General features: G+C 50.1%; 13 protein-coding genes. 10 read left to right on the top strand and 3 right to left on the bottom strand.

The features are described from left to right. Positions 1 to 34: 34 nt before the first annotated feature. A complete protein-coding gene (locus tag MJO52_RS16490; RefSeq protein ID WP_252083064.1) occupies positions 35 to 1,321 on the bottom strand; it encodes an aminotransferase class I/II-fold pyridoxal phosphate-dependent enzyme in 1,287 nt (428 codons plus the stop codon). Between the two features lie 143 nt (positions 1,322 to 1,464). Next, positions 1,465 to 2,331, bottom strand: a complete 867-nt coding sequence (locus MJO52_RS16485; RefSeq protein WP_252083063.1) for a DUF6279 family lipoprotein — start codon at positions 2,329 to 2,331, stop codon at positions 1,465 to 1,467. 312 nt (positions 2,332 to 2,643) lie between these two features. On the opposite strand from MJO52_RS16485, the gene nagB-II reads away from it, so the two are divergent. Further along, positions 2,644 to 3,642 (top strand): glucosamine-6-phosphate deaminase NagB-II, encoded by a 999-nt coding sequence (gene nagB-II / locus MJO52_RS16480; protein ID WP_252083062.1) that lies wholly within the window; start codon positions 2,644 to 2,646, stop codon positions 3,640 to 3,642. A 51-nt stretch (positions 3,643 to 3,693) separates the two neighbouring features. Then, entirely contained in the window at positions 3,694 to 4,821 is a 1,128-nt protein-coding gene (gene nagA / locus MJO52_RS16475; RefSeq protein ID WP_252083061.1) for an N-acetylglucosamine-6-phosphate deacetylase, read from the top strand. A gap of 16 nt (positions 4,822 to 4,837) precedes the next feature. Here nagA and MJO52_RS16470 read toward each other — a convergent pair whose 3' ends face one another. Further along, positions 4,838 to 5,911 carry a LacI family DNA-binding transcriptional regulator gene (locus tag MJO52_RS16470; protein ID WP_435583649.1) on the bottom strand — a complete coding sequence of 358 codons (1,074 nt, stop codon included), beginning with the start codon at positions 5,909 to 5,911 and terminating at the stop codon, positions 4,838 to 4,840. A gap of 796 nt (positions 5,912 to 6,707) precedes the next feature. Between MJO52_RS16470 and edd the strand changes: the two genes are divergently transcribed. The 8 genes from edd (at position 6,708) to MJO52_RS16430 (ending at position 21,319) form a co-directional block, all read left to right on the top strand. After that, entirely contained in the window at positions 6,708 to 8,525 is a 1,818-nt protein-coding gene (gene edd / locus MJO52_RS16465) for a phosphogluconate dehydratase (protein WP_252083059.1), read from the top strand. Positions 8,526 to 8,579: 54 nt separating this feature from the next. Further along, complete coding sequence (zwf, locus tag MJO52_RS16460; RefSeq protein ID WP_252083058.1) at positions 8,580 to 10,040, top strand: glucose-6-phosphate dehydrogenase; 1,461 nt, start codon at positions 8,580 to 8,582, stop codon at positions 10,038 to 10,040. Positions 10,041 to 10,096: 56 nt separating this feature from the next. Beyond that, a complete protein-coding gene (gene pgl, locus MJO52_RS16455; RefSeq protein ID WP_252083057.1) occupies positions 10,097 to 10,807 on the top strand; it encodes a 6-phosphogluconolactonase in 711 nt (236 codons plus the stop codon). A 21-nt stretch (positions 10,808 to 10,828) separates the two neighbouring features. After that, positions 10,829 to 11,458 (top strand): bifunctional 4-hydroxy-2-oxoglutarate aldolase/2-dehydro-3-deoxy-phosphogluconate aldolase, encoded by a 630-nt coding sequence (locus MJO52_RS16450; protein WP_252083056.1) that lies wholly within the window; start codon positions 10,829 to 10,831, stop codon positions 11,456 to 11,458. A gap of 163 nt (positions 11,459 to 11,621) precedes the next feature. After that, entirely contained in the window at positions 11,622 to 12,656 is a 1,035-nt protein-coding gene (gap, locus tag MJO52_RS16445) for a type I glyceraldehyde-3-phosphate dehydrogenase (RefSeq protein WP_252083055.1), read from the top strand. Between the two features lie 153 nt (positions 12,657 to 12,809). Then, positions 12,810 to 14,246 (top strand): pyruvate kinase, encoded by a 1,437-nt coding sequence (gene pyk, locus MJO52_RS16440; protein ID WP_252083054.1) that lies wholly within the window; start codon positions 12,810 to 12,812, stop codon positions 14,244 to 14,246. An 825-nt stretch (positions 14,247 to 15,071) separates the two neighbouring features. Then, the gene (locus MJO52_RS16435; protein WP_252083053.1) at positions 15,072 to 20,192 is read left to right on the top strand and encodes an RHS repeat-associated core domain-containing protein; all 5,121 of its coding nucleotides are present in this window, start codon (positions 15,072 to 15,074) and stop codon (positions 20,190 to 20,192) included. Next, entirely contained in the window at positions 20,192 to 21,319 is a 1,128-nt protein-coding gene (locus MJO52_RS16430; RefSeq protein ID WP_252083052.1) for an ADP-ribosylglycohydrolase family protein, read from the top strand. The genes MJO52_RS16435 and MJO52_RS16430 overlap by 1 nt, the downstream gene beginning before the upstream one ends. The last annotated feature ends 108 nt before the right edge of the window (positions 21,320 to 21,427 follow it).

Here is a 21,427-nt window from a genome sequence, read left to right as displayed (position 1 = left end):
CCCTTTTGATTCTCTGCCAAACCATTTCAGAAGGTTATCCTGCCTTTCGCTGTTGCTCCAGCTTCTGGCGCACACTGGCTAGTTTCACGCACAGTACAAACACCGACATGGCGGTGTCGAGTTCTTCCAGGGGGGGGAAGCTCGGTGCTATGCGGATATTGCTGTCCTCAGGATCTTTGCCATAGGGGAAGGTGGCACCTGCAGGGGTGAGTTTTACACCGGCCTCTGCTGCCAACTTGACTACGGCCTTGGCACAGCCTTTACGGGTATTGAAGGAGACAAAATACCCTCCTTGAGGTTTTTCCCATTGGCCCAGATCCATTTCAGCCAGACCGTTGTGCAGGTGTTCCAGCACACAGTCAAATTTGGGCTTAAGGATATTGGCATGCTTGCGCATGTGTTCCTTCAGGGTGGTGAATTCGGTAAAGAAGCGTGAGTGGCGCAGCTGATTCACTTTATCTGGGCCAATAGTCATGGTCTGCATCTGTTGCTGCAAGGATTGCAGGTTGGCACTACTGGCACTGACAAATGCGACACCGGCTCCGGCATGGGAGACTTTAGAGGTGGAGGCAAATTGAAGCACTGAGTCCACAGTGTCATTTTCCAGAGTGGCAGCACGAATGCTGGCGAGACTGACATAGTGTCCAAGGTCGTGTACAGCATAGGCGTTATCCCAGAATATTCGAAAGCCTGGATTGGCGATTTGGCCGAGCTGAGCCAGGCGCTCTACGGTTTCATCACTGTAAGTGATACCACTGGGATTGGAGTACTTGGGCACGCACCAGATACCGATAATTTCATTGTCCTCACGAATATACTTTTCTACAAGGTCCATATTAGGTCCTTGATCATTCATGGGGATGCTGACCATACCGATCCCCAGTTGTGCACAAATACTGAAGTGCCGATCATATCCGGGCACAGGGCAGAGGAATTTGGGGGCTTTCAATTCTCGCCAGGGGGTATTGCCGGCAAAGCCGAACAGGTAGCCGGTTAGCACTGCGTGATACATCAGGGTTAGGGAGCTGTTGCCTGCGGCGATAACCTCTTCTGTGGGTACTTGAAGCATATCCGCACCAAGTTCACGGGCACTAGTGAGCCCGATTAAACCGCCGTAATTGCGGGTGTCAGTGCCTCCTGCGGCGCGGTAATCGTTACACAGGATACCGTCGAGCTTGTCGGATAAATTCAACTGTTCTGTGGAGGGTTTGCCACGGGTGATATCCAGATTTAGCTCGTGTTGACGGATGCGCTCATAGTGGGAACTCAGCTCTTTTTCCCACTCGGCTAACTGGTCAAAACTGGCGGATTCGATTTGCACGTGAAGTCCCCTGGCTGGTCATTAGAGTTGGCGAGCTTAGCAGTATGAGCTGGGCTTAGTCAGCCCCATGTTACGATTTTTGAAGGTTACTTTTTAGGGGGCACTGGCTTATAAGTGCGCTTTATCTTTTTTCTTCGGTATTTTTATTGGTTGGCGAGGGAGTGAAAGTCCTGCGCGTATTCACTTAGTGTTTTACTGAGATGTCGGCGTTGTTCAAGGCTGGTACTGGTTAATATTTTTTTGGCCAGTTCTTGCGCCTGCTGTTGGCGCTGTTCCTGATTCTGGCGATATTCTTGAGACCAGAGTTGTTCTGGGTTGAGCAGCAGGCTGCGGATTTTTTCCAGGTATCCCTCCGGTTTGTTACGCAATAGTTCGAAGGTTTTGGATTGCCAGAGTCTTCGTTGCTCGATGCGCTGTAGAGGGTTGTACTCCATTTTGGATACCCAGGCGGTAATCATTTTTTTTTGCTCTTCGGTAAGGGCGCCGAGCCAGCGAATGCTTTCTCTCCGGATAATTTTGTCGCGCTTATGTTGTACTTTTTCCGGAGAGCGTTGCCATTTTTCCAATCTCTTTTGTTCTTTTCTCCACATATTGCCTTGTAGTTCATTAATTTGTTGTTCACTTAACTGCGCTGCCAAAGGCAGTATCAGATTGTAAGCATTTTCACTGGCGGCTGCTAAAAACTGATGGACCTGCTTATCGATAGGTTGCAAGTTGGGCTTTTCCAGTGCTCCTTCATCGACCCTTTTTGCTAGGTTATTCAAAAAGTCGGCGTAGCGAGGGAGTTGGGTCTGTCGGTGCCAGCGAAAAAAGCTGTTGAGGGCGCCCTGCAGCTCACCTTTTTGGGTGCGATCCAGTTCTACATATTTTTGGGCTTTCCAGCGAATCCAGTAATCCACATTGTTGTAGGCAAATTGGATGCTGGAACAACTGTTAATAAATTGTAATAGGATTAGGAGCGTTATAACTCGCCAGAAATGGTGTATTGGCGTGCCGCCCGCTTTTGTCATCGATTTTTTCCTGTAGGCATTGCCCGATTCATGTCGGGGAATTATTAGAAAGCATAGATGATTAGGATATAAGCGTCTTGTAGCGTGAAACCTCCTGTTTCTCTCGTGTAGGCCTACTTTGGGAAGCTTTTCACGCTTATCGGGTATGAGTCGAAAATGGCTTGATAAAAGAAGTGACAATGACCTCCCCAGCCATTAAAACAGCCGCTCTTTATGTGTTACCTGCACATAAACTGATAGTTGGATTCCCCCCAAAAAGTTTGCCGGGAGTCCGGTTTTGGGGAGGGAGAGGTAGCCTGAGTGAATGATGGAATGACTACGACGATCATGGAGGCCGAAGCCCGTGAGGCTCCGGCAAGAATTGCTGAACAGCTACAAACGAATGCGAAAGTGATGGAGCGCCTGGGGGAGCGTTTGCGAGCTCATGCTCCGCGCTTTGTCATGATTGTTGGGCGGGGTTCTTCTGACCATGCTGGTGTTTTTGCCAAGTATCTGATCGAAATAGAAACAGGGACGCCCACCTTTGCTGCGGCGCCTTCAGTTTCCAGTGTGTATGGACGCCGATTGAAATTGGAAGGGGCATTGGTGCTGGTGATCTCTCAGTCGGGGCGCAGTCCGGATATTCTGGCTCAGGCGAAGATGGCCAGGGAGTGCGGCGCCTATACGGTAGCCTTGGTGAATGATGAGCAGGCGCCAATCAAGGATATTGTCGATTTACTGATCCCCTTGAAGGCGGGGCCGGAAAAAGCGGTGGCAGCTACCAAGAGTTACCTGGCCACGCTTTCGGCAATTTTGCAGCTGGTGGCTTGCTGGAGTGGTGACAAGAGGCTGCGCCTGGCCTTGGAAAAACTACCTGAAACTTTAGAAGCTGCTGTTCGCGCAGAGATACAATTGAGACCTGAGGATCTGGCTTCGGTGCAGAATCTGGTGGTGCTCGGACGCGGTCCCGGTTATGCCATAACCCGCGAGTTGGCGCTGAAATTAAAAGAAGTGTGCAATATCCATGCGGAGTCTTTTTCCAGTGCAGAATTTTTGCATGGGCCGGTTACTCTCGTTGAAGACAAGCTGACCGTGGTAAATGTTCCTATTGAAGATGAGTCATTCAAGGCGCACAGTGAGCAAATTGATGACATAGTGCAAAGAGGGGCAAGCCTGATCAATCTGCATGTGCCGAGTAAAGGGGTACATCCCCGCATCGCCCCCCTTGCTTTGCTACAGCGCTTTTATATCGATGTTGCCCATGTGGCAGTAAACCGCGGTATTAATCCTGATGAGCCGGCAGGCCTAAAAAAGGTCACTCAGACCGTGTAATAATCTGCCAGAAATTTCGGTGTAAATAATATTCAGTGTTAAGGAGAGGTTGTGGCTTTCGCCCTGGTCGCAGAGAAGCTTTTTGATGGTGAACGGATCTTGGAGGACGTGTCACTGATTATCGACGATGATGGTCGCATTGCCTCCGTTGGAAAATCCCCGCAGTCCTCAGCGACATATTTACAGGGCCTATTGGCGCCGGGGTTGGTGGATGTGCAGGTGAATGGTGGTGGTGGTGTACTGTTTAACCAAGAGCCCAATGTTGCAGGGTTGCGTACAATGGGCGAGGCTCATGCCCGGTTCGGCACTACAGCTTTTCTCCCCACGCTGATTACCGACCGTCTCAATATTATGCAGGATGCTGCGGATGCGGTTAGTGCTGCGCTGCATCAGCAAGTACCCGGTGTGATCGGTATCCACTTTGAAGGACCACATCTTAGCGTGCCGAAAAAGGGGACTCATGAGCAGTCATTTATTCGTCCTCTTAGCGATGAGGAGTGGGAAATTTATGCGCGAGAGGATCTGGGTATCAAGGTTGTTACCCTGGCGCCGGAAACAGTGCCCATGGAGGATATCAGTCGATTGTCTTCTATGGGGGTGCGGGTGTGTTTGGGGCATTCTAATGCCGATGGGAAAACCGTGCGTTCGGCATTGCAGGCTGGCGCAGTGGGTTTTACACATTTGTACAATGCCATGTCGCCGTTGCACTCTCGCGAGCCGGGTATGGTGGGATCAGCCCTAGTTAGCGACGAAGCCTGGTGCGGAATTATTGCTGATGGTCATCATGTCAGTGCCGAGGCTATTACCCTGGCGCTCAAGGTTAAGCCGCGTGGAAAGCTGCTTCTTGTGACTGATGCTATGTCCCTGGTGGGGAGTGATGCACTGAGCTTTCCGTTATTTGATCGGGTGGTAACTAGAGAGGGGGATAAGCTCACTTCAAGTACCGGAGAGTTGGCCGGTTCGCATCTGGATATGATGGGGGCAGTGCGTAATATCAGCGACTGGTGTGGCTTGGATATCTGTGAATCCTTGCGAATGGCAAGCCTCTATCCTTGCCAGTTTCTTGGTTCGCAGGGCGGAAGTATTGTTCCTGGAACCAAAGCGAATTTTATTTTGCTCGACCGTAGTTTTAATGTGCAAAAAACCTGGATCGGTGGGCGTCAGGTTTATGGTGAGTAGTGTGCCTGCCTCTCAATCAAGTTTGAGGGTTGTAGGCTTTCTCAACTGCCGGACCGCTGGATTCTCGCACGATTAGACTCGGAGTAAAGCTGCGGTAATTGCTATCTGACTTTACGCTGTTTAGTTGTTCTTCTTCCTGTCCTCCACGACATTGAATACGCTCCAATAATAGTTCTGCAGCACGACGGGCAATATCTTCGTTCGGTTGGTGGGCGGTGGTGAGCTTCGGCCAGGTCTGGCGTGAAAAGGGGCTGTCTTCGAAGCCAGCGATAGAAAGTTGTTGTGGCACCTCAATGTTTAACATGCGCGCGGCAAAAAGTGCTCCTGCAGCCATTTCATCATTACCGGCAAAGATGGCCGTGGGAGGGGTGACTGAGTGTAATAAGGCGGTCGCCCCGGCTACGCCGGAGTCAAAGGAATATTCGCCCTCTATGACCTGCTCCTCAGTAAAAGGTAAGCCAGCTTTTTGCAGGGCCTTTTTGTAACCCGCTAGGCGGCTGAGGGTGGATAAGTGTTCGGCGCCGCCGCCAAGGTAGGCAATTTGTCTGTGCCCAAGCTGCAATAAATGTTGGGTAATTGTGAAAGCGGCGGTTTCGTCATCAATTGCAATGCAGTTTTCCTCTCCCTGGCCGCAACCTTCAGAGGAAATTATCCGTACAAACTCCACATCCAGTGACTTCAAAGTATCAATAACTTCCCGGGTCTCGGAGAAAGGGGGAGTGAGTACCAGTCCGGCAACCCGGCTTTGCTCTATTAGTTTGCGCAACTCTTCATGGATGGTTTCTCTTCGGCCACTGCCAGGATGGATAAGCAGTTCGTAGCCCCGTTCGCGGCAGGCTTCGAGGATGCCGTTTTGCATGTCGATCACATAGTAGGCATTGGGGTTGTCGTAAATAAAGGCAATGGAATAGGAATGGGTACCTGCCAGATTGCGCGCGGCCAGGTTGGGACGGTAGTTTAGGGCTTGTACCGCCTGCATGACCCGCTCGCGGGTGCTGGGGCGCACAGAGGGTTCATTGTTTATGACCCGGGAAACTGTCTTTATTGATACGCCTGCGCGTGCGGCAACGTCGTTAATGGTGACTTTCATCGGCACCGATTCCTCTTGCAAAACCTGCCCTGGGGAGGCCTCTAGCCTCAAGCTCATTCGGACCATCCGAAGTAAAAAGGATCACTCGGTACTGACAGTTTGGCAGCAGCTAGTAATCCCGGTTAATGGCGGTAGTGGGCATGAGCAAAATATACTGATCTGACATCTTTTTGTAATTTTCTTACATTATTACCTTTTGGTACCAAAAATTTATTTCCCGTATATCTTGCTATTATGGCGTTTAATTCTCCTTATTGGAGGATTTCGGATCGTTTCACTTGGCCTTCCCAGGCTAATGGCTTGGTTCTTATGTTGACTATAGACTGGCTCTTGATCTTTTTTGTAATTTTACTACATAATGCGCTTCATTAAGCTTGCAGGACCTTATTTGTTGGTGCCATTTGAGGTTTGTGAGCTTTCTACTCCATCTGGAGGGGGGAGGATTTGATCTCACTGGCCCACTAGTATCCGATGGGGTTAGTGGGCTCCGGTAAAAATTAAGCCTGGTAAGAAAGTGCATTTCTTGAGGTTTGGTAGGGATGTTGATCAAGCCTATTAGTTTTTCTTGAAAAAAAAGTGCACTTTTTTTACTAGGTGGGTGATGGAATTCTCCAGCTTGTCCATCGCCTGCCGGGTGATAGGGCTTCGCCCGCACTACAACCCAGTCAGGCGGCGGGATTTTACTTGCCGGAAGGCCCTTTCAGGGATGAAAACTCAATGGTGGCTGTGCCGCCACTGCAATAAGGCATCGATGTCAGTTCAAGCGTGCATCGAGCAGAATTAATACGGAAGAGTCATGGTTCACAGCAAGGTTCAGGCAGTTACCGAGCGAATTATCCAGCGTAGTGAGGAAACCCGCGCTCAGTATTTGGCTCAGGTGGAGAAGGCGCACATTGAAGGGCGTGCCACTGCGCACCTGTCCTGTGGCAATCTGGCCCATGCTATTGCAGCCTCTCCAGAAAAGGACAAGCAGCTTATTGTTTCCGGGCGTGGTCCCAATCTGGGGATTGTTACCGCTTATAACGATATGCTTTCAGCGCACCAGCCCTATGGGCTTTATCCGCCACGTTTGAAGGAGGCGGCGGCGCGCCAAGGTGCCACTGCGCAAGTAGCCGGTGGAGTACCGGCGATGTGCGATGGGGTGACGCAGGGGCGGCCAGGTATGGAGCTGAGTCTCTTTTCCCGCGATGTAATTGCTATGTCCACAGCCATAGCCCTTTCCCACGATGTTTTTGAAGGCGCTATGTTCCTCGGTATCTGCGACAAGATAGTGCCGGGACTGGTAATCGGTGCCCTCGCTTTTGGACATCTACCCTCAATTTTTGTACCGGCGGGCCCAATGCCCACTGGGCTTTCTAATGCGGAAAAAGTACGAGTTCGCCAGCTCTATGCTGAGGGTAAGGTTGGTCGTGCCGAATTGTTGGAGGCGGAGAGCGCTTCTTACCACAGTGCTGGCACCTGTACTTTTTACGGCACCGCTAACAGCAACCAGATGTTGGTGGAAATTATGGGCCTGCAGTTGCCAGGCAGTTCATTTGTCAATCCTGGCACTGGCCTGCGCGATGCACTTAATGAAGCGGCGGTGGCACAGTTAGCAAAAATTACTGAGCCCAGCCAGCACACACCCATCGCGAAAATCCTCACAGAAAAAACATTTGTTAACGGTATTGTGGGACTGCTCGCCACAGGTGGTTCCACCAACCATACGCTGCATTTAATAGCGATGGCGCGAGCTGCCGGTATCCAGATCACGTGGCAGGATATGGCCGACCTCTCTGAAGTGGTGCCTCTGTTGTGCCATGTCTACCCGAACGGTACAGCAGATATCAATCACTTTGCGGCAGCTGGCGGTATGCAATTCCTGATGAGTGAGTTGCTTGAGGCTGGTCTGTTACATGGTGATGTATGCACGGTGTTGGGTGATAGTGGTCTTGAGTCCTATTGCCAAGACCCCTTCCTCAACGAGTCTGGTGATGGTGTAGTTTGGCGGCCAACGGCGAAAGAGAGCGGCGACACTACAGTGATTCGCCCTGTTAGCGATCCTTTCTCCCATCACGGTGGCTTGCAGCTACTGGAGGGCAACCTCGGCCGTAGTGTGATCAAAGTTTCCGCGATTAAACCAGAGCATCTCAAGGTGAAAGCGCCGGCGATTGTGCTGCATAACCAGGATGAATTACTAGAGCGTTTCAAAGTTGGCGAGCTGGAACGGGATTTTGTTGCGGTAGTGCGTTTTCAGGGACCACAAGCAAACGGTATGCCTGAACTGCATAAGCTGACTCCAACCCTGGGTGTACTGCAAGATCGAGGCTTCAAAGTGGCCCTGGTCACCGATGGGCGTATGTCCGGTGCTTCCGGCAAGGTGCCGGCGGCTATTCATATGTCTCCTGAGGCCGTCGAAGGCGGCCCCATTGCCAAGGTGCGCGATGGTGACATAGTGGAGCTAGATGCCGAAGCTGGCGTGTTGCGGGTCTTGGTGGATGAAACGGAATTACATGCGCGCGAACTCGCTCAGTGCGATTTATCTGATAGCGCCCGCGGTATGGGCCGGGAACTCTTTGCCAATATGCGCGCTATCGCCAGTGGTGCCGAGAGTGGTGCCAGTATCCTTTATTAATATGTGTCGCTCAAAAGAAACGGCGCAGTAGAAAACGATTTCAGAGCAAAATTTATGTCTAACCCATTTGATATGGTGTTATTTGGTGGTGGTGGTGATCTTGCCCTGCGCAAGTTGATTCCAGCACTGTATCGCGCTTACCGAGAGGGCAGCTTAGCAGAGGGCTGCCGAATTCTTCCTGTTTGTCGCCACCAGCAAGACGCCGATCAATATCTAAATGTGGCACTTCAGGCCCTACAGCAGCATTTGCGCGATGGTGAATATTGCAATTCCATCTGGACTGGTTTTAGCCAGTTATTACGCCCTGTGGCCTTGGATATTTCTGTACCGGATCAACAGTGGACGCACTTATCGGACATCCTCGAATCAGATCCCGAGCGAGTACGAATTTTTTATTTGGCGATTCCCCCTGGTGTTTTTGGCCCCTGCTGTGAAAACCTTTCATCCAAAGGCTTAATTAGTAAAAATTCCCGGGTGGTGGTAGAAAAACCTCTCGGTTATAACGCGCAGACTTCCAACGAAATCAATAGCAAAATTGCGAGCTACTTTCCGGAAAATAGTATTTTCCGCATCGATCATTACCTGGGTAAGGAAACCGTTCAAAACTTGCTGGCCTTGCGTTTTAGTAACGTATTGTTCGAGCACCTTTGGGATGCAAAAACTATTGACCATATACAGATTAGTATTTCTGAAACTGTCGGCCTTGAAGGCCGCGCGGGTTTTTATGATGAAACCGGTGCGCTGCGGGATATGGTGCAAAATCATCTTTTACAACTTTTGTGCCTGATCGCTATGGATTCTCCGAATTCCATGACCGCGAAAAATGTTCGAGCGGAAAAAATCAAGGTATTGGAGGCGTTGCGCCCACTAAAGGGCGGTCTGGTAGATAAAAACGTTGTGCGTGGCCAGTATGTTGCTGGAGAAATTAATGGTCAAAAGGTGCCGGGGTATCTGGATGATCTGGAAGGTGGCTCTAGTGCCACGGAAACCTTTGTCGCTTTGCGTGCATATATCGATAGCTGGCGTTGGGCGGGAGTACCTTTTTACCTGCGTACAGGCAAGCGTATGGAAAAACGCTGTGCGGAAATTGTGGTGCAGTACAAAAAAGTTTCCCACCTAGTCTATGACGAGAGTGCCGGCAATGTTGTCCCCAATCGTTTGGTTATCCGCTTGCAGCCGGAAGAGAGCATCCGGCTGATTTTGATGGCCAAGAAAATGGATAGCCTGACCACTGAGCTACAGCCGGCGGAATTGAATTTAACGCTTTCAGACACTTATGACAGCTTCCGCAGTGATGCCTATAAGCGGTTGATGCTCGATGCCGCTGCCAATAACTCGGCCCTGTTTATTCACCGCGATGAAGTGGCGGCAGCCTGGGCCTGGGTGGACCCTATTATTGAACACTGGCGTGAAACCGAAAATCAGCCCAAGCCCTATCCTGCGGGTAGCTGGGGACCAGAAGAAGCTAACGAATTGCTAGCGCGTGATGGTCGCCAATGGTTTAACGCCTACTAATGATTTTGTGGATTACCTATTTTTAAGGTAATCCATAACGATGGATGGAAGTATTCATGGCAGAAGAGAAATTCTTTACCGATCGTGAACGCCTGGTACAGGCACTGGCCTACGACTGTGCCTGCGAACTGCAGCAAGGCATTAAAGAGTCTGGTCAAGCCACTTTTCTTGTCTCGGGAGGCAGTACTCCGGAACCGGTTTATCGCGAACTTTCCAAGCGTCCACTGCCCTGGGCGCAGATTACGGCGGCGTTGGTGGATGAACGCTGGGTAGAAAAATCCCACAGTGGCAGCAATCAGGCATTTATTGAAAACAGCCTGATGCAAAATAATGCCGCCGAGGCCACTTTGCTGGGCATGAAAAACACCCATAGTAGTGCTGTAGAGGGTGAAGCTGATTGTGAGCGCGCCTATGACGAGCTACCGCGCCCCTTTGATGTGTGCATTCTGGGAATGGGTAACGACGGCCACACCGCTTCTTTATTTCCCCATGCACAAGGGCTTGCCGAAGCACTAAATCCAGATTCGGACAAATTGTGTAGCGCCATTACCGCGCAACAGAGTGCCGTAACCGGTACCAATACCGAACGTATGACGCTGACCCTAAATGCCATTTTACAGGCAAAAAATATCAAGCTACTGATTACCGGTGAGGAAAAACTCAAGGTTTATCGTGAAGCCCTGCTCGGTAGTGATGAAATGGAAATGCCGGTGCGCAGTATTCTCAAGCAGGGACTGAAGCCGGTCACTGTGTATTGGGCGCCTTAACGAACGATTTGGAATTGATTGATGCAGAAAAATATCGCCGACATTTTGCAGTCTGCTGGCGTTGTCCCAGTGTTGGTTATCGAGCGGGCTGAAGATGCGTTGCCCCTGGCTGAGGCCTTGCTCAAAGGTGGCTTGAATGTTCTTGAGGTGACCCTGCGTACAGAAGCAGCCTTGGCTGCAGTAGAGCAAATTGCCAAACACCTACCCGAGGCTGATGTGGGTACCGGCACAGTGCTAAATGGCGATGATCTGCGCCGCTCTGTCGATGCAGGAGCGCGCTTTATGGTAAGCCCTGGTGCAACAGAAAAACTATTGGAATCTGCGGATAAAAGTGATGTGCCTCTATTACCCGGTGCCGCAAGCGCCTCCGAAGTGATGGGCCTGTATGAGCGGGGTTACCGTTATCAGAAATTTTTCCCTGCTGAGGCCGCCGGCGGTGTGGCCATGCTGAAGTCCCTTGCCGGTCCATTAGCGGAAGTAAAATTTTGCCCAACCGGTGGTGTGAGCCCCAACAACGCGGCGGATTACCTGGCACTTAACAACGTGGTTTGTGTGGGAGGTTCCTGGATGGCCTCCAGTGCCTTGGTACAGGAGAAAAATTGGGCCGAGATTACCCGTCTTTCGCAACAGGCTGCAGCACTGAAATTCTAATCTGTTAATTGCCTGTGCCGTTCCCGAATTGTTCGGGTAGTACTTTAGTGACTGATGCAAGTGCGCTACACCATCAGGCAAATCGTCATAAAAGTTCGCTAGAGTGCATTCATAAATGGATGCAATAGGGGATAACCAGAAGCTAATAAAAAGGTAAAGCCAGATGAAAATTAAAGTCGCCATCAATGGTTACGGCCGTATCGGTCGCAACGTCACCCGTGCCATCTACGAGTCTGGTTACAGCGATCGTATCCAGCTGGTTGCGATTAATGACTTGGCTCCGGTTGCCTCCAATGCGCACTTGACGCGTTTCGATACTATTCACGGCCGCTTTGCCACCGAAGTAAAAGTGGATGGCAATGCGTTGATTATCGGCTCCGATAGAGTTCAGGTCTATCAGGAGCGCGATCCGGCTAAACTGCCTTGGGCAAAGCTGGGGGTGGATCTGGTATTGGAATGTACTGGCCGCTTTACTGACAAGGCTTCTGCCTCTGCCCATATCGAAGCTGGTGCTGCAGCGGTGCTGATTTCCGCTCCTTCAAAAGATGCAGATCTCACCGTGGTTTACGGCGTGAATAATAGTAACCTGACCTCGGAGCATCGCGTAGTTTCCAATGCTTCCTGCACCACCAATTGCCTAGCACCGGTGGCACAGGCGCTGCACCGTGCGCTGGGAATTGAGCGGGGCTTTATGACCACGGTGCATGCCTATACCAACGACCAAAACACTCAGGATGCGGTACATGCGGATATTTATCGGGCACGTGCCGCGGCCGACAATATGATTCCCACCAAGACTGGGGCGGCGGCGGCCGTGGGTCTGGTATTACCGGAATTAAAGGGGCGTTTGGATGGAATGGCGGTTCGGGTGCCGGTAAGTAACGTCTCTCTGGTGGACTGTCAGTTTATTGCGGGCCGCGATACTACGGTTGAAGAGGTAAACCGCATTATGCAGAGCGCCGCAGAAGCCAGTGGTGGTGTCTTGAGCTATTGCGACCAACCTTTGGTTTCTGTGGATTTTAATCACACCACCGCTTCCAGCCACTTCGATGCCAATCACACGCGGGTGAATGGAAATCTGGTGAAGGTGATGGCCTGGTATGACAATGAATGGGGCTTCTCCCACCGTATGTTGGATACCAGCTTGGCCATGGCAGCAGCTTTACAGTTGGATCTGCCGGTGGCGGAATCTGCCTGAGTATACTCTTATGATAGGTTGCCCCTAAATTAGAAAACCCTTGTGGGAAAGCCTGTGAATTCGTCTTGTACTCTAGTGGGCCGGCTAAATTTACTTTTGCAGTGCTAGCCGGTCGTAGACATTTTCTTTCAAACAAATATCTAACGGGACCATATGATTCGCCATACAAAAATCGTCGCCACTCTGGGACCCGGTACCGATAAGCCGCGTGTGATCGATGAAATGATTCGTGCCGGCGTGAATGTTGTGCGTTTAAATTTCTCCCACGGTAGTGCCGATGACCATCGCCGTCGGGTGCGGGAAGTGCGAGATGCTGCTGAGGCCCAGGGGAAAACTGTCGCAGTGCTGGGCGACTTACAGGGCCCCAAAATTCGAATTGCCCGTTTTACAGCCGGCAGCGTGGCGCTTGAGAACAATGATGAGTTCACACTGGATCTCGACTGCCCTCCGGAAGGGGGCGATGAGCATCGTGTGGGGGTCGACTACCCCAGTCTGATCAGCGATTGCCATTCCGGTAATATTCTCCTGCTCGATGATGGCAAGATTCGCCTGGAGGTGACCGGCACCACTGCCAGCAAGCTGTATTGCCGTGTGCTGCAGGGCGGGAAACTCTCCAATAATAAGGGCATTAACCTGCTCGGTGGTGGTTTGTCCGCGCCAGCTTTAACTGAAAAAGATTACCGCGATATTGAACTGGCTGCCGAATTGGAAGTGGATTTCCTCGCAGTGAGTTTCCCCCGCTGTGCCGAGGACCTGGAGACCGCGCGCAAGGCCATGCAGGCTGCCGGTAGCCAGGCCGCCATTGTGGCCAAGATTGAGCGCGCCGAAGCCGTTGCCGACGATGCACAGATGGATGCCCTGATTCTTGCTTCTGATGCCATTATGGTGGCCCGTGGCGACCTAGGGGTGGAGATTGGCGATCCCGCTCTGGTGGGTGTGCAAAAGAAACTGATCAATCGAGCCAATGCACTCAATCGTGGCGTAATCACCGCGACGCAAATGATGGAGTCCATGATTACTAGCCCAACGCCTACCCGTGCGGAAGTGATGGACGTGGCTAATGCCGTGCTGGATGGTACTGATGCGGTGATGCTTTCTGCCGAGACCGCCGCCGGGGATTACCCGGTATCTGCAGTGGAATCCATGAGTGAGGTGATAGTGGGGGCTGAGCAGTATCTCGGCAGCGTGCCTTACTCGCCTGAGGAGCACGGCGCTTCGGATCGTATTGACACCGTAATCGCCCAAGCCGCTATCGATGTGGCTGCCCGAGTGGAGAATCTCTGTGCGGTGGCTGCGCTGACAGAATCTGGCCGTACCCCGCGTATGATGTCCCGCGCTAATACCCGCCTGCCGATTTACGCTATGACAAGGCATCCCAATGTTGCGCGTCAGCTGGTACTCTTGCGCGGAGTAGAGCCCATCAGTTACGATCCAGCCACGGTGCCTCTGGGGCACCTTACCGAATCTATTATCGAAGTACTGGGCGCGCGCATTGACCTGCAAAAAGGTCAACGGGTATTGATCACCCAGGGTGAGCGCCTCAATGTCGGTGGTCATACCAACTCGATGCGTATTAAAGAGATCGAATAAATCTTTATGGTGTAAGTCATTACTAACGATTTAGGAGTTGAAATTAGTAATGGCTTTCACCTGAAAAGAAAGATTGTTGATAAGCTTTTCATTTCTCCATTCTCAGCTGCTCATTTTTTCACCCAGCTCTAAATTCTTTCTAATCTCTTCTCCTCTCCTGGTTTGTGATGGTGTTCAAATTGTGCCTGATCCTGGAGTGGTTCTATAGATCCAACTAGTAGCTACTAGTTAAAGTCGTGAAGAGGGATGGCAGTACAAATAACTTTTTTAATGAGTTATTTCCGGTTAAATTCGAATTTGATTTTTCTTTTAGATCTTTGCATTAAATTATCTGTTGCTAGGATGATTGCCTTATATTTGTTGCGCTTAATTCAAAATATTTTCAGTAATTTATTTGTCTGCAGCGCTACACTCGTTGTCGTACTCGTGTAATGCCGTTTATCTATCCCCCTCGACCTATTTGCGGTAATCTGCCCAGATAGGTCGCAATTTCAGGTATCCCTTACCGGTAGCTTTGGCCTCATCCCATCCAGGTGCCGGTAAATTGGAGCTATTGGCAAGTAGTTTTCCATAAGCTTTCGGGATCATGAGGTTTACTATTTAAGATTTCACAAATTGCGAACATCCTAATCCAAAAGATTTTGGGCTGTGACAAGTACTAATCGTGTTATTACTTGCAGAGTGAACAATTTTTATTGGAATAGAGGCCGGCCATGTGTGCCGGGTTGTAAATAGATGTGAAGATAAATCGGGATGATTTATTGGATCTGGCAAAAATAAAAGAAGCTGGCGTAGAGCGGGCTTACGGCGTTTGAAGGATTATCCATGCAGCTAAGTGTCGAGAATAGGCAAGGCATTCGTTATATGGTGAGAGTTGGCTGGGCGTACCAGATGGGTATTCCCCTGCAGGTGGATGCCACCCAGCTCTTATCTATGTTCGATAACGCCGCCATTCAGGAGATCTATGAATACTTTTTCGGCTTGAATGGGATTTCCTGCAATACGCTGAGTGTCAGTATCCAGTCCAGTCAGTCGGGTACGATATTTCTTGGCCCCTTAAGTGAAGCTCCGGGACATTTAACCAGCCGGGAAAAAGAAATCTACCTGGCCCTGGTACAAAACCGCCTGATTATTGAGGAAGCCCCATTTGCCGCTACCGAGTTGGTCGACAAGCAGGCGCAACTGCTCAGCAAAATCCGTATAGGGTTTCAGCAGATTATTGCTCAAGAGCGGGCTGAGGCTGCGTTGATTCAGCAGCGCCATGAACAGCGCTCGGGTCTAGAGAAGGTAGGTGCTTATATTAATCGAGGCGCTACGGGCCTGGGCAACGCTGCCTGGGGGCTGGCCGTTTGGGCTAAAGACGTGCTTGAAGTGGCTGCACTAATCCATCCTGTACGTCAGTCCTTTGAGCAAAATAAAGCGGTTGTCAATTACCTGCTCCATGATAAAAGTCTTGTAGAGTCTCAACGGGAATATTTATCGGTTGTTCAGCGAGAAGCGGTAGATGTACTCGGCTTCGACCCCTCTAAAATCACCAAGCAGCAATTTGATCTGGCCCTTGAGGTGGCTGAACTGATTTATGACGATCCGGCGCTACGCGATATCATCATCCGTTTTGCCAAGGATTACGCCAGTGCCCAGCACAGTTTAGAAATCACCGAAATGGCCGGTGGTGGAGCTTTTGAGATTATTCTTACCATCGTGTTGGCTGCGGCTACAGGGGGTATTGGTGCGGTAGCGGCTATGGCGAAAAATACGCGCCTGCTAACAGCCTTCCGTGGCATCGGCGACCTGATGATGGATTTTGCCAAGCTGAAAAAGCAGCGCAATCTGCTCTCCAAAAAACGCGGCGGCAATGCCAAGGGCAATGGTGCCAGCTTCTCCGACCTGAGTTCCTCTGAAGCCGCGGTACCAACACCGTCCGGCGGCCCCTCGTCGAGTAGTTCTTCCTCAAGTAGCGCTTCCAGTAGCTCTGCTTCTAGCAATAGCTCTACCAGTAATTCCAGTAACGGTAATCAAAGCAACCAGGGGAGTGGCTCAGGCTCCAATACCGATGGTGGGAGCCAGGCCAACGGCAGTTCTACTTCCAATGAACCGGATAGCGCCAATAGTGAGACCGGCACTAACCAAAATGGTAGTACCTCCCAGTGCAATGCGAATGCCTGTGAGGGCGGAGAGCCCATCAACCTAAAAACCGGTGAGGAGCGTCTCACTCTGGTGGATACGGTATTAGATGGGCCCCTGCCACTCACTGTAGCGCGTACTTACCGCAGCAGTAACCCCAAAGATTTTGGTCTGGGACATGGCTGGACTCATACCCTGGGGGAAAAACTGCTATGGCGGCCCGGTAAAGCGGTGCAATTCCACGATGCCGAGGGCCGAGTGATTAACCTGCCGGCACCAGGAGATAGCGGCCGCAGCCACAATGTGGTGGAGCAGTTATCGCTTACTCGCGTTAATGATGAACATTGGATAGTTACCCCCTATGGTGCCCCCAATGGAGTGCAGAGGCACTTTAAAGCTATCGGGGATAAGGGGACTCTTAAGCTTGCAGAAATTCGCGATGGTTACGGCAACTTCTACCTGTTCCACTATATCGATGAGCGTTTAATCTGTATCGAGAGCAGTCTCGGTGAAGCCCTGCATATCAGTCCTCCGGAAGGGCAGGCAAAAAGTTTACATATTGGTGAACTGAAAAAAGAAACCCGCGATGGTCGTATTAAAGTTCTCGCAAAATATGAGTACAACAATGAAGGCGACCTGATCAAGGCCACCGATGCTGATGGCCACAGTGAGCAGTATCAGTATCACCAGCATGTTATTAAGCAGCGTACCCTAAAAACCGGCTACCGCTTCCACTTCGAATGGGATGCCGAAGGTCCCTCCGCCCGCTGTGTTCGTCAGTGGGGTGACCCTATCGATGGGCAGGACACTTACAATTATCAGTTTGCCTGGGATGATGATGGTAAGGGGGTTAGCGTCACGGATACCCGCGGCGGTAAAGAGCGTTACCGTTTCAATGAGCGCGCCCTGCCCATTTATCACCGCGATCCGGAAGGTGCCGAGACCCTTTATACATATAACGATCTGGGCCAGATCACTAAGGTACAGCTGCCAAGTGACGATGGCAGTCTGCGCGAAGAGATTTATCAATACGATAATCAAGGCCGCCTGGTACAAAAAACCGATGCCGCCGGCAATAAGCGCTGCATTGAATACAATAGCGAAGGTCTGCCCGCAAAAGTTACGGACCCTGCTGGGAATAAGTGGCAACGCGAGTACAACAAAAAAGGTCAGATCGTTGCCACTAAAGATCCTCTCGGCAACAGTACCCAATACGGTTATAACCCCGTTGGTCTGATCGGCAGCGTTACCGACCCATTGGGAAATACCACCCGCTACTTGTGGAACCCCGAGGGTAAACTTGCGGCGGTCAAAGACCCTATGGGCCGCGCCCAACACTACCGCTATGACAACGCTCGTCGCCTGGAAGAAGTACAGCACGCCCCCGGCCAGGTCACCCGCTACGAGTATGATGCTCAGGATCGCATCCATGCGGTAATCACCCCAGATGGTGCTCGCACCCAATACAGCTACAACCCTCAGGGGTTACTGGCCGAAGTTACCGACTCCGAAGGTCGTAGTACCAGTTATGCCTACGACGGCCTCAGCCAGGTTAAGACCCGCACCAACCCGGACGGCAGCCGCCTGCAATATCACTATGACGGCGAGCGCAACTTAGTCGGCCTCACCAATGAAAACGGAGAGCGCTACCAGCTTAAATACGATCTCAACGAACGATTAATCGAAGAAATCGGTTTCGATGGCCGCGTGACCCGCTACGCCTACAACCGCGCCGGCCACCTGATTAGCTCCAGAGCAGTGACGGATTCGGATTCAGGTAAGGGTATCGACACCATCTTCGAGCGAGACCCCTTCGGCCGCCTGTTAGAAGAAGTGACCCCGGATGGGATTACTAACTTCCGCTACAACCGAAGCGGACAGCTTATCGAAGCGGAAAATACCCATCGCAAACTGCGCTGGGAGTACGATGCCAATGGGCGTGTTGTTGCCGATTGGCAGGGCAAAGACAAACTGAGCCACCAATACGATGCCGTCGGTAATCGTATTGCCACAACATTACCCGATGGTGAAGTACTGAACTTCGCTTTCAATCCCGCCGGCCAATTCCAAAGCCTACACCGCTGCCCAGTAGGTGGCGACACCGATCAGCTGATCACCAGCATCAGCCACGATGAACAGGGCAGGGAAAGCCAGCGCCAACACGGCAATGGGCTGGAAAGCCAGAGAGATTACGATCCTCAGGGCCGCCTGCAAAAACTGCGCCTGGGCAAAGCAAATGGCCCGGTATCAGATCCAACTCAGTCAAACTCCATCCTGGAGCGTAGCTACCAATACAATAAAGCCGACCAGATTGCCCAAATTGAGGACAGCCTGCGCGGCACCCGCAGCTACCACTACGACGCCCTCGACCGGCTCACTCAGGTAGACGGCCCCAACCCCGAATATTTTGTGCACGATCCCGCGCACAATATTCTTGCCGCCGCTAACTCGAAAGAAGAAGCCAAGCAGCAGGCCAGCGCCACCCAGGTCAAAGGCAACCGCTTAGCCTTCCGTGGTGATACCCACTACCGCTACGATATCCACGGCAATCGCATCGCCGAACTGCGCGGTAAAGGACAAAAACTGCAAACCCGCTACCACTACAACAGCCGCCAGCAGCTGGTGCGGGTAGAAAAGCTCAAGGTAGAAGAGGGGGCAGAGCAGCTTCAACAAAAGATTCACTACCAATACGACCCTCTGGGGCGTCGTATTGGTAAAGTGAGTGAAAGCGTGCAAACCGGTTTTCTCTGGGATGGCGACGTGCTCCTGCAGGAAAATAAAGTCGATACCCAGACCAAGCAGGATCTCAATACCCGTACTTACTACTTCGAGCCGGGTACTTTCAAACCTGTTGGTTTAAAAGAAGATAATCAGGTTTATCACTACCATCTGGATCACCTGGGAACTCCAGATACCCTTACCAACCAAGATGGTGAAGTGGTATGGTGTGTTGCCTACAAGAGCTATGGCAATATCGCCGTGGCTCACGAAAACCAAATTGAACAGCCGATTCGCTTCCAAGGGCAGTATTTCGATGAAGAAACTGGGCTGCATTACAACCGGTTTAGGTACTATGATCCACAAGTTGGTGAGTTTACTCAACAAGATCCGGTTGGGTTATTGGGGGGATCGAATAATTATCGGTATGTTCCCAACCCAGTTAGATGGATTGATCCGTTTGGGCTTACTGCAAAAAGTGACGATTGCTCTAAAGGTGATGTAAATAAAATACCGGATGATTTTGACTTTCTTGAAGATTTAAATGTCAATAACGTCGTTGAGCAACATGCTGGTTTATCTTTTGTTGAAAATAGTAATCAGTTGCAAAGTTCTCTTGAGGGGTTGCCAGAAAATTTATATCAGCATGAGTTTTTAGCACTTCGGACCTATACCGGCCCATACTATAGGCAGATGAATGGGGTGTTGAGAGGAAAATACCCTGAAATAAGTGAGACGTGGGACCCTGTTAATAGTGCTGCAAGTAGGGCGCTTGAAAAACTTTCAGCTGACCCTTTAAGAAATTTTGCAGGAACAACTTATCGCGGTGCCCCAATGACAGAAGAAAAAGTTCATGAGCGTTTTCCTGGTGTGGGGGAAATATATTCAGATAAGGGCTTTAGTAGTTCAACTTCAGACCCAGATGAAGCTTTTTCTGGAAATGTGCAAATGACTATAAAATCTAAAACAGGTGTAAAAATACAAGATATATCTGCAGTTCCCTCCGAAGATGAGGTTTTGTTCCGTCCGGGAACAGAATTTAAAATAACTAAGAAAGAAAAAGATGAAGATGGTATTTGGCGTATTGATTTGGAGGAGGAATAATGGTTGTTAAAGTTAGTGTTCCTCCATTGTCTAATAAGTTTGATGAGGAAAGTCAAACTAAAAATCAATGGCTACTAAACTACTTTATCTATCGAGAATCTTCTCGATCACAGGCAGACTTATTCAATTTTACAAGATCAATTGGGAAGAACTCTAGTATTCTAGCTGATAGATATAGAGGTTGCTTGTTAGGTCTGGCTATTGGAGATGCCCTAGGTACAACCCTGGAATTTGGTGCGAGACCAGATAAAGAGGATCTAACAGAAATTGTAGGGGGAGGACCATTTAAGTTGAAGCCTGGTCAATGGACTGATGATACCAGTATGGCTCTTTGTCTAGCCTATAGCTTGCTTGATAAGAAATCTTTCGATGCAAGAAATCAAATGGAGCTTTATCTAGCGTGGTGGAAGGATGGTCTTTTTAGTTCCACTGGTAGTTGTTTTGATATAGGGAATGCTACTGCGAGAGCCCTCAGTAAGTTCTCTGAAACAGGGCAAGAGTTTTCTGGTTCTGACCATGAAAGATCCGCAGGTAATGGTTCCCTAATGAGGCTGGCTCCGGTCCCCCTTTTTTTTGCTAGCCTGCCACAGGATGGTATCCGAATGGCTGGAGAAAGTTCAAAAACAACTCATCCCGCAATTGAATGTGTGGATTCATGTAGGTATTTTTCAGCTCTGATTCTTGGTGCTTTGTATGGCGAGACAAAAGATGTACTTTTGAGCGAAGGATATGCTCCAGTTAACGGCTATTGGGGATTTCATCCTCTTTGCGAGAAGGTAAACAAAATAGCACTGGGATCATATAAGAAAAAAACAAGAGATGAAATACTCTCATCCGGTTATGTCATTGATTCTTTAGAGGCGGCTTTATGGGCTTTTTATAACACTTCAAATTTTGAAGATGGCCTTGTGAAAGCCGTAAACCTTGGAGGTGATAGTGATACTATTGGTGCTATATATGGTCAATTGGCTGGAGCCTTCTATGGAGAATCGAAGATCCCATTTCACTTTATAAAAAAGATACATAAGCCTCATCTATTTTATTATTTTGCAGATGAGTTGGTTGCATATTATGCAGGGAGTCCAGTTTTTGAAGAGTGTAATATTGTTAATTTACAAAAAGTCTAGTTTTGCTATGTTTTGAATGTGTATGAAGCCTCTTGGTTGTCGGAATAATATTTCGACATATGCACCTATTTGAAATTATTACTCTAATAATAGGTTAGTTTTAATTAA

This window comes from Microbulbifer variabilis (assembly GCF_023716485.1).
GTDB lineage: Bacteria > Pseudomonadota > Gammaproteobacteria > Pseudomonadales > Cellvibrionaceae > Microbulbifer > Microbulbifer variabilis_B.
Note: the sequence above shows the minus strand (reverse complement) of the source record. Positions and strands in the feature narration are given on the sequence as shown.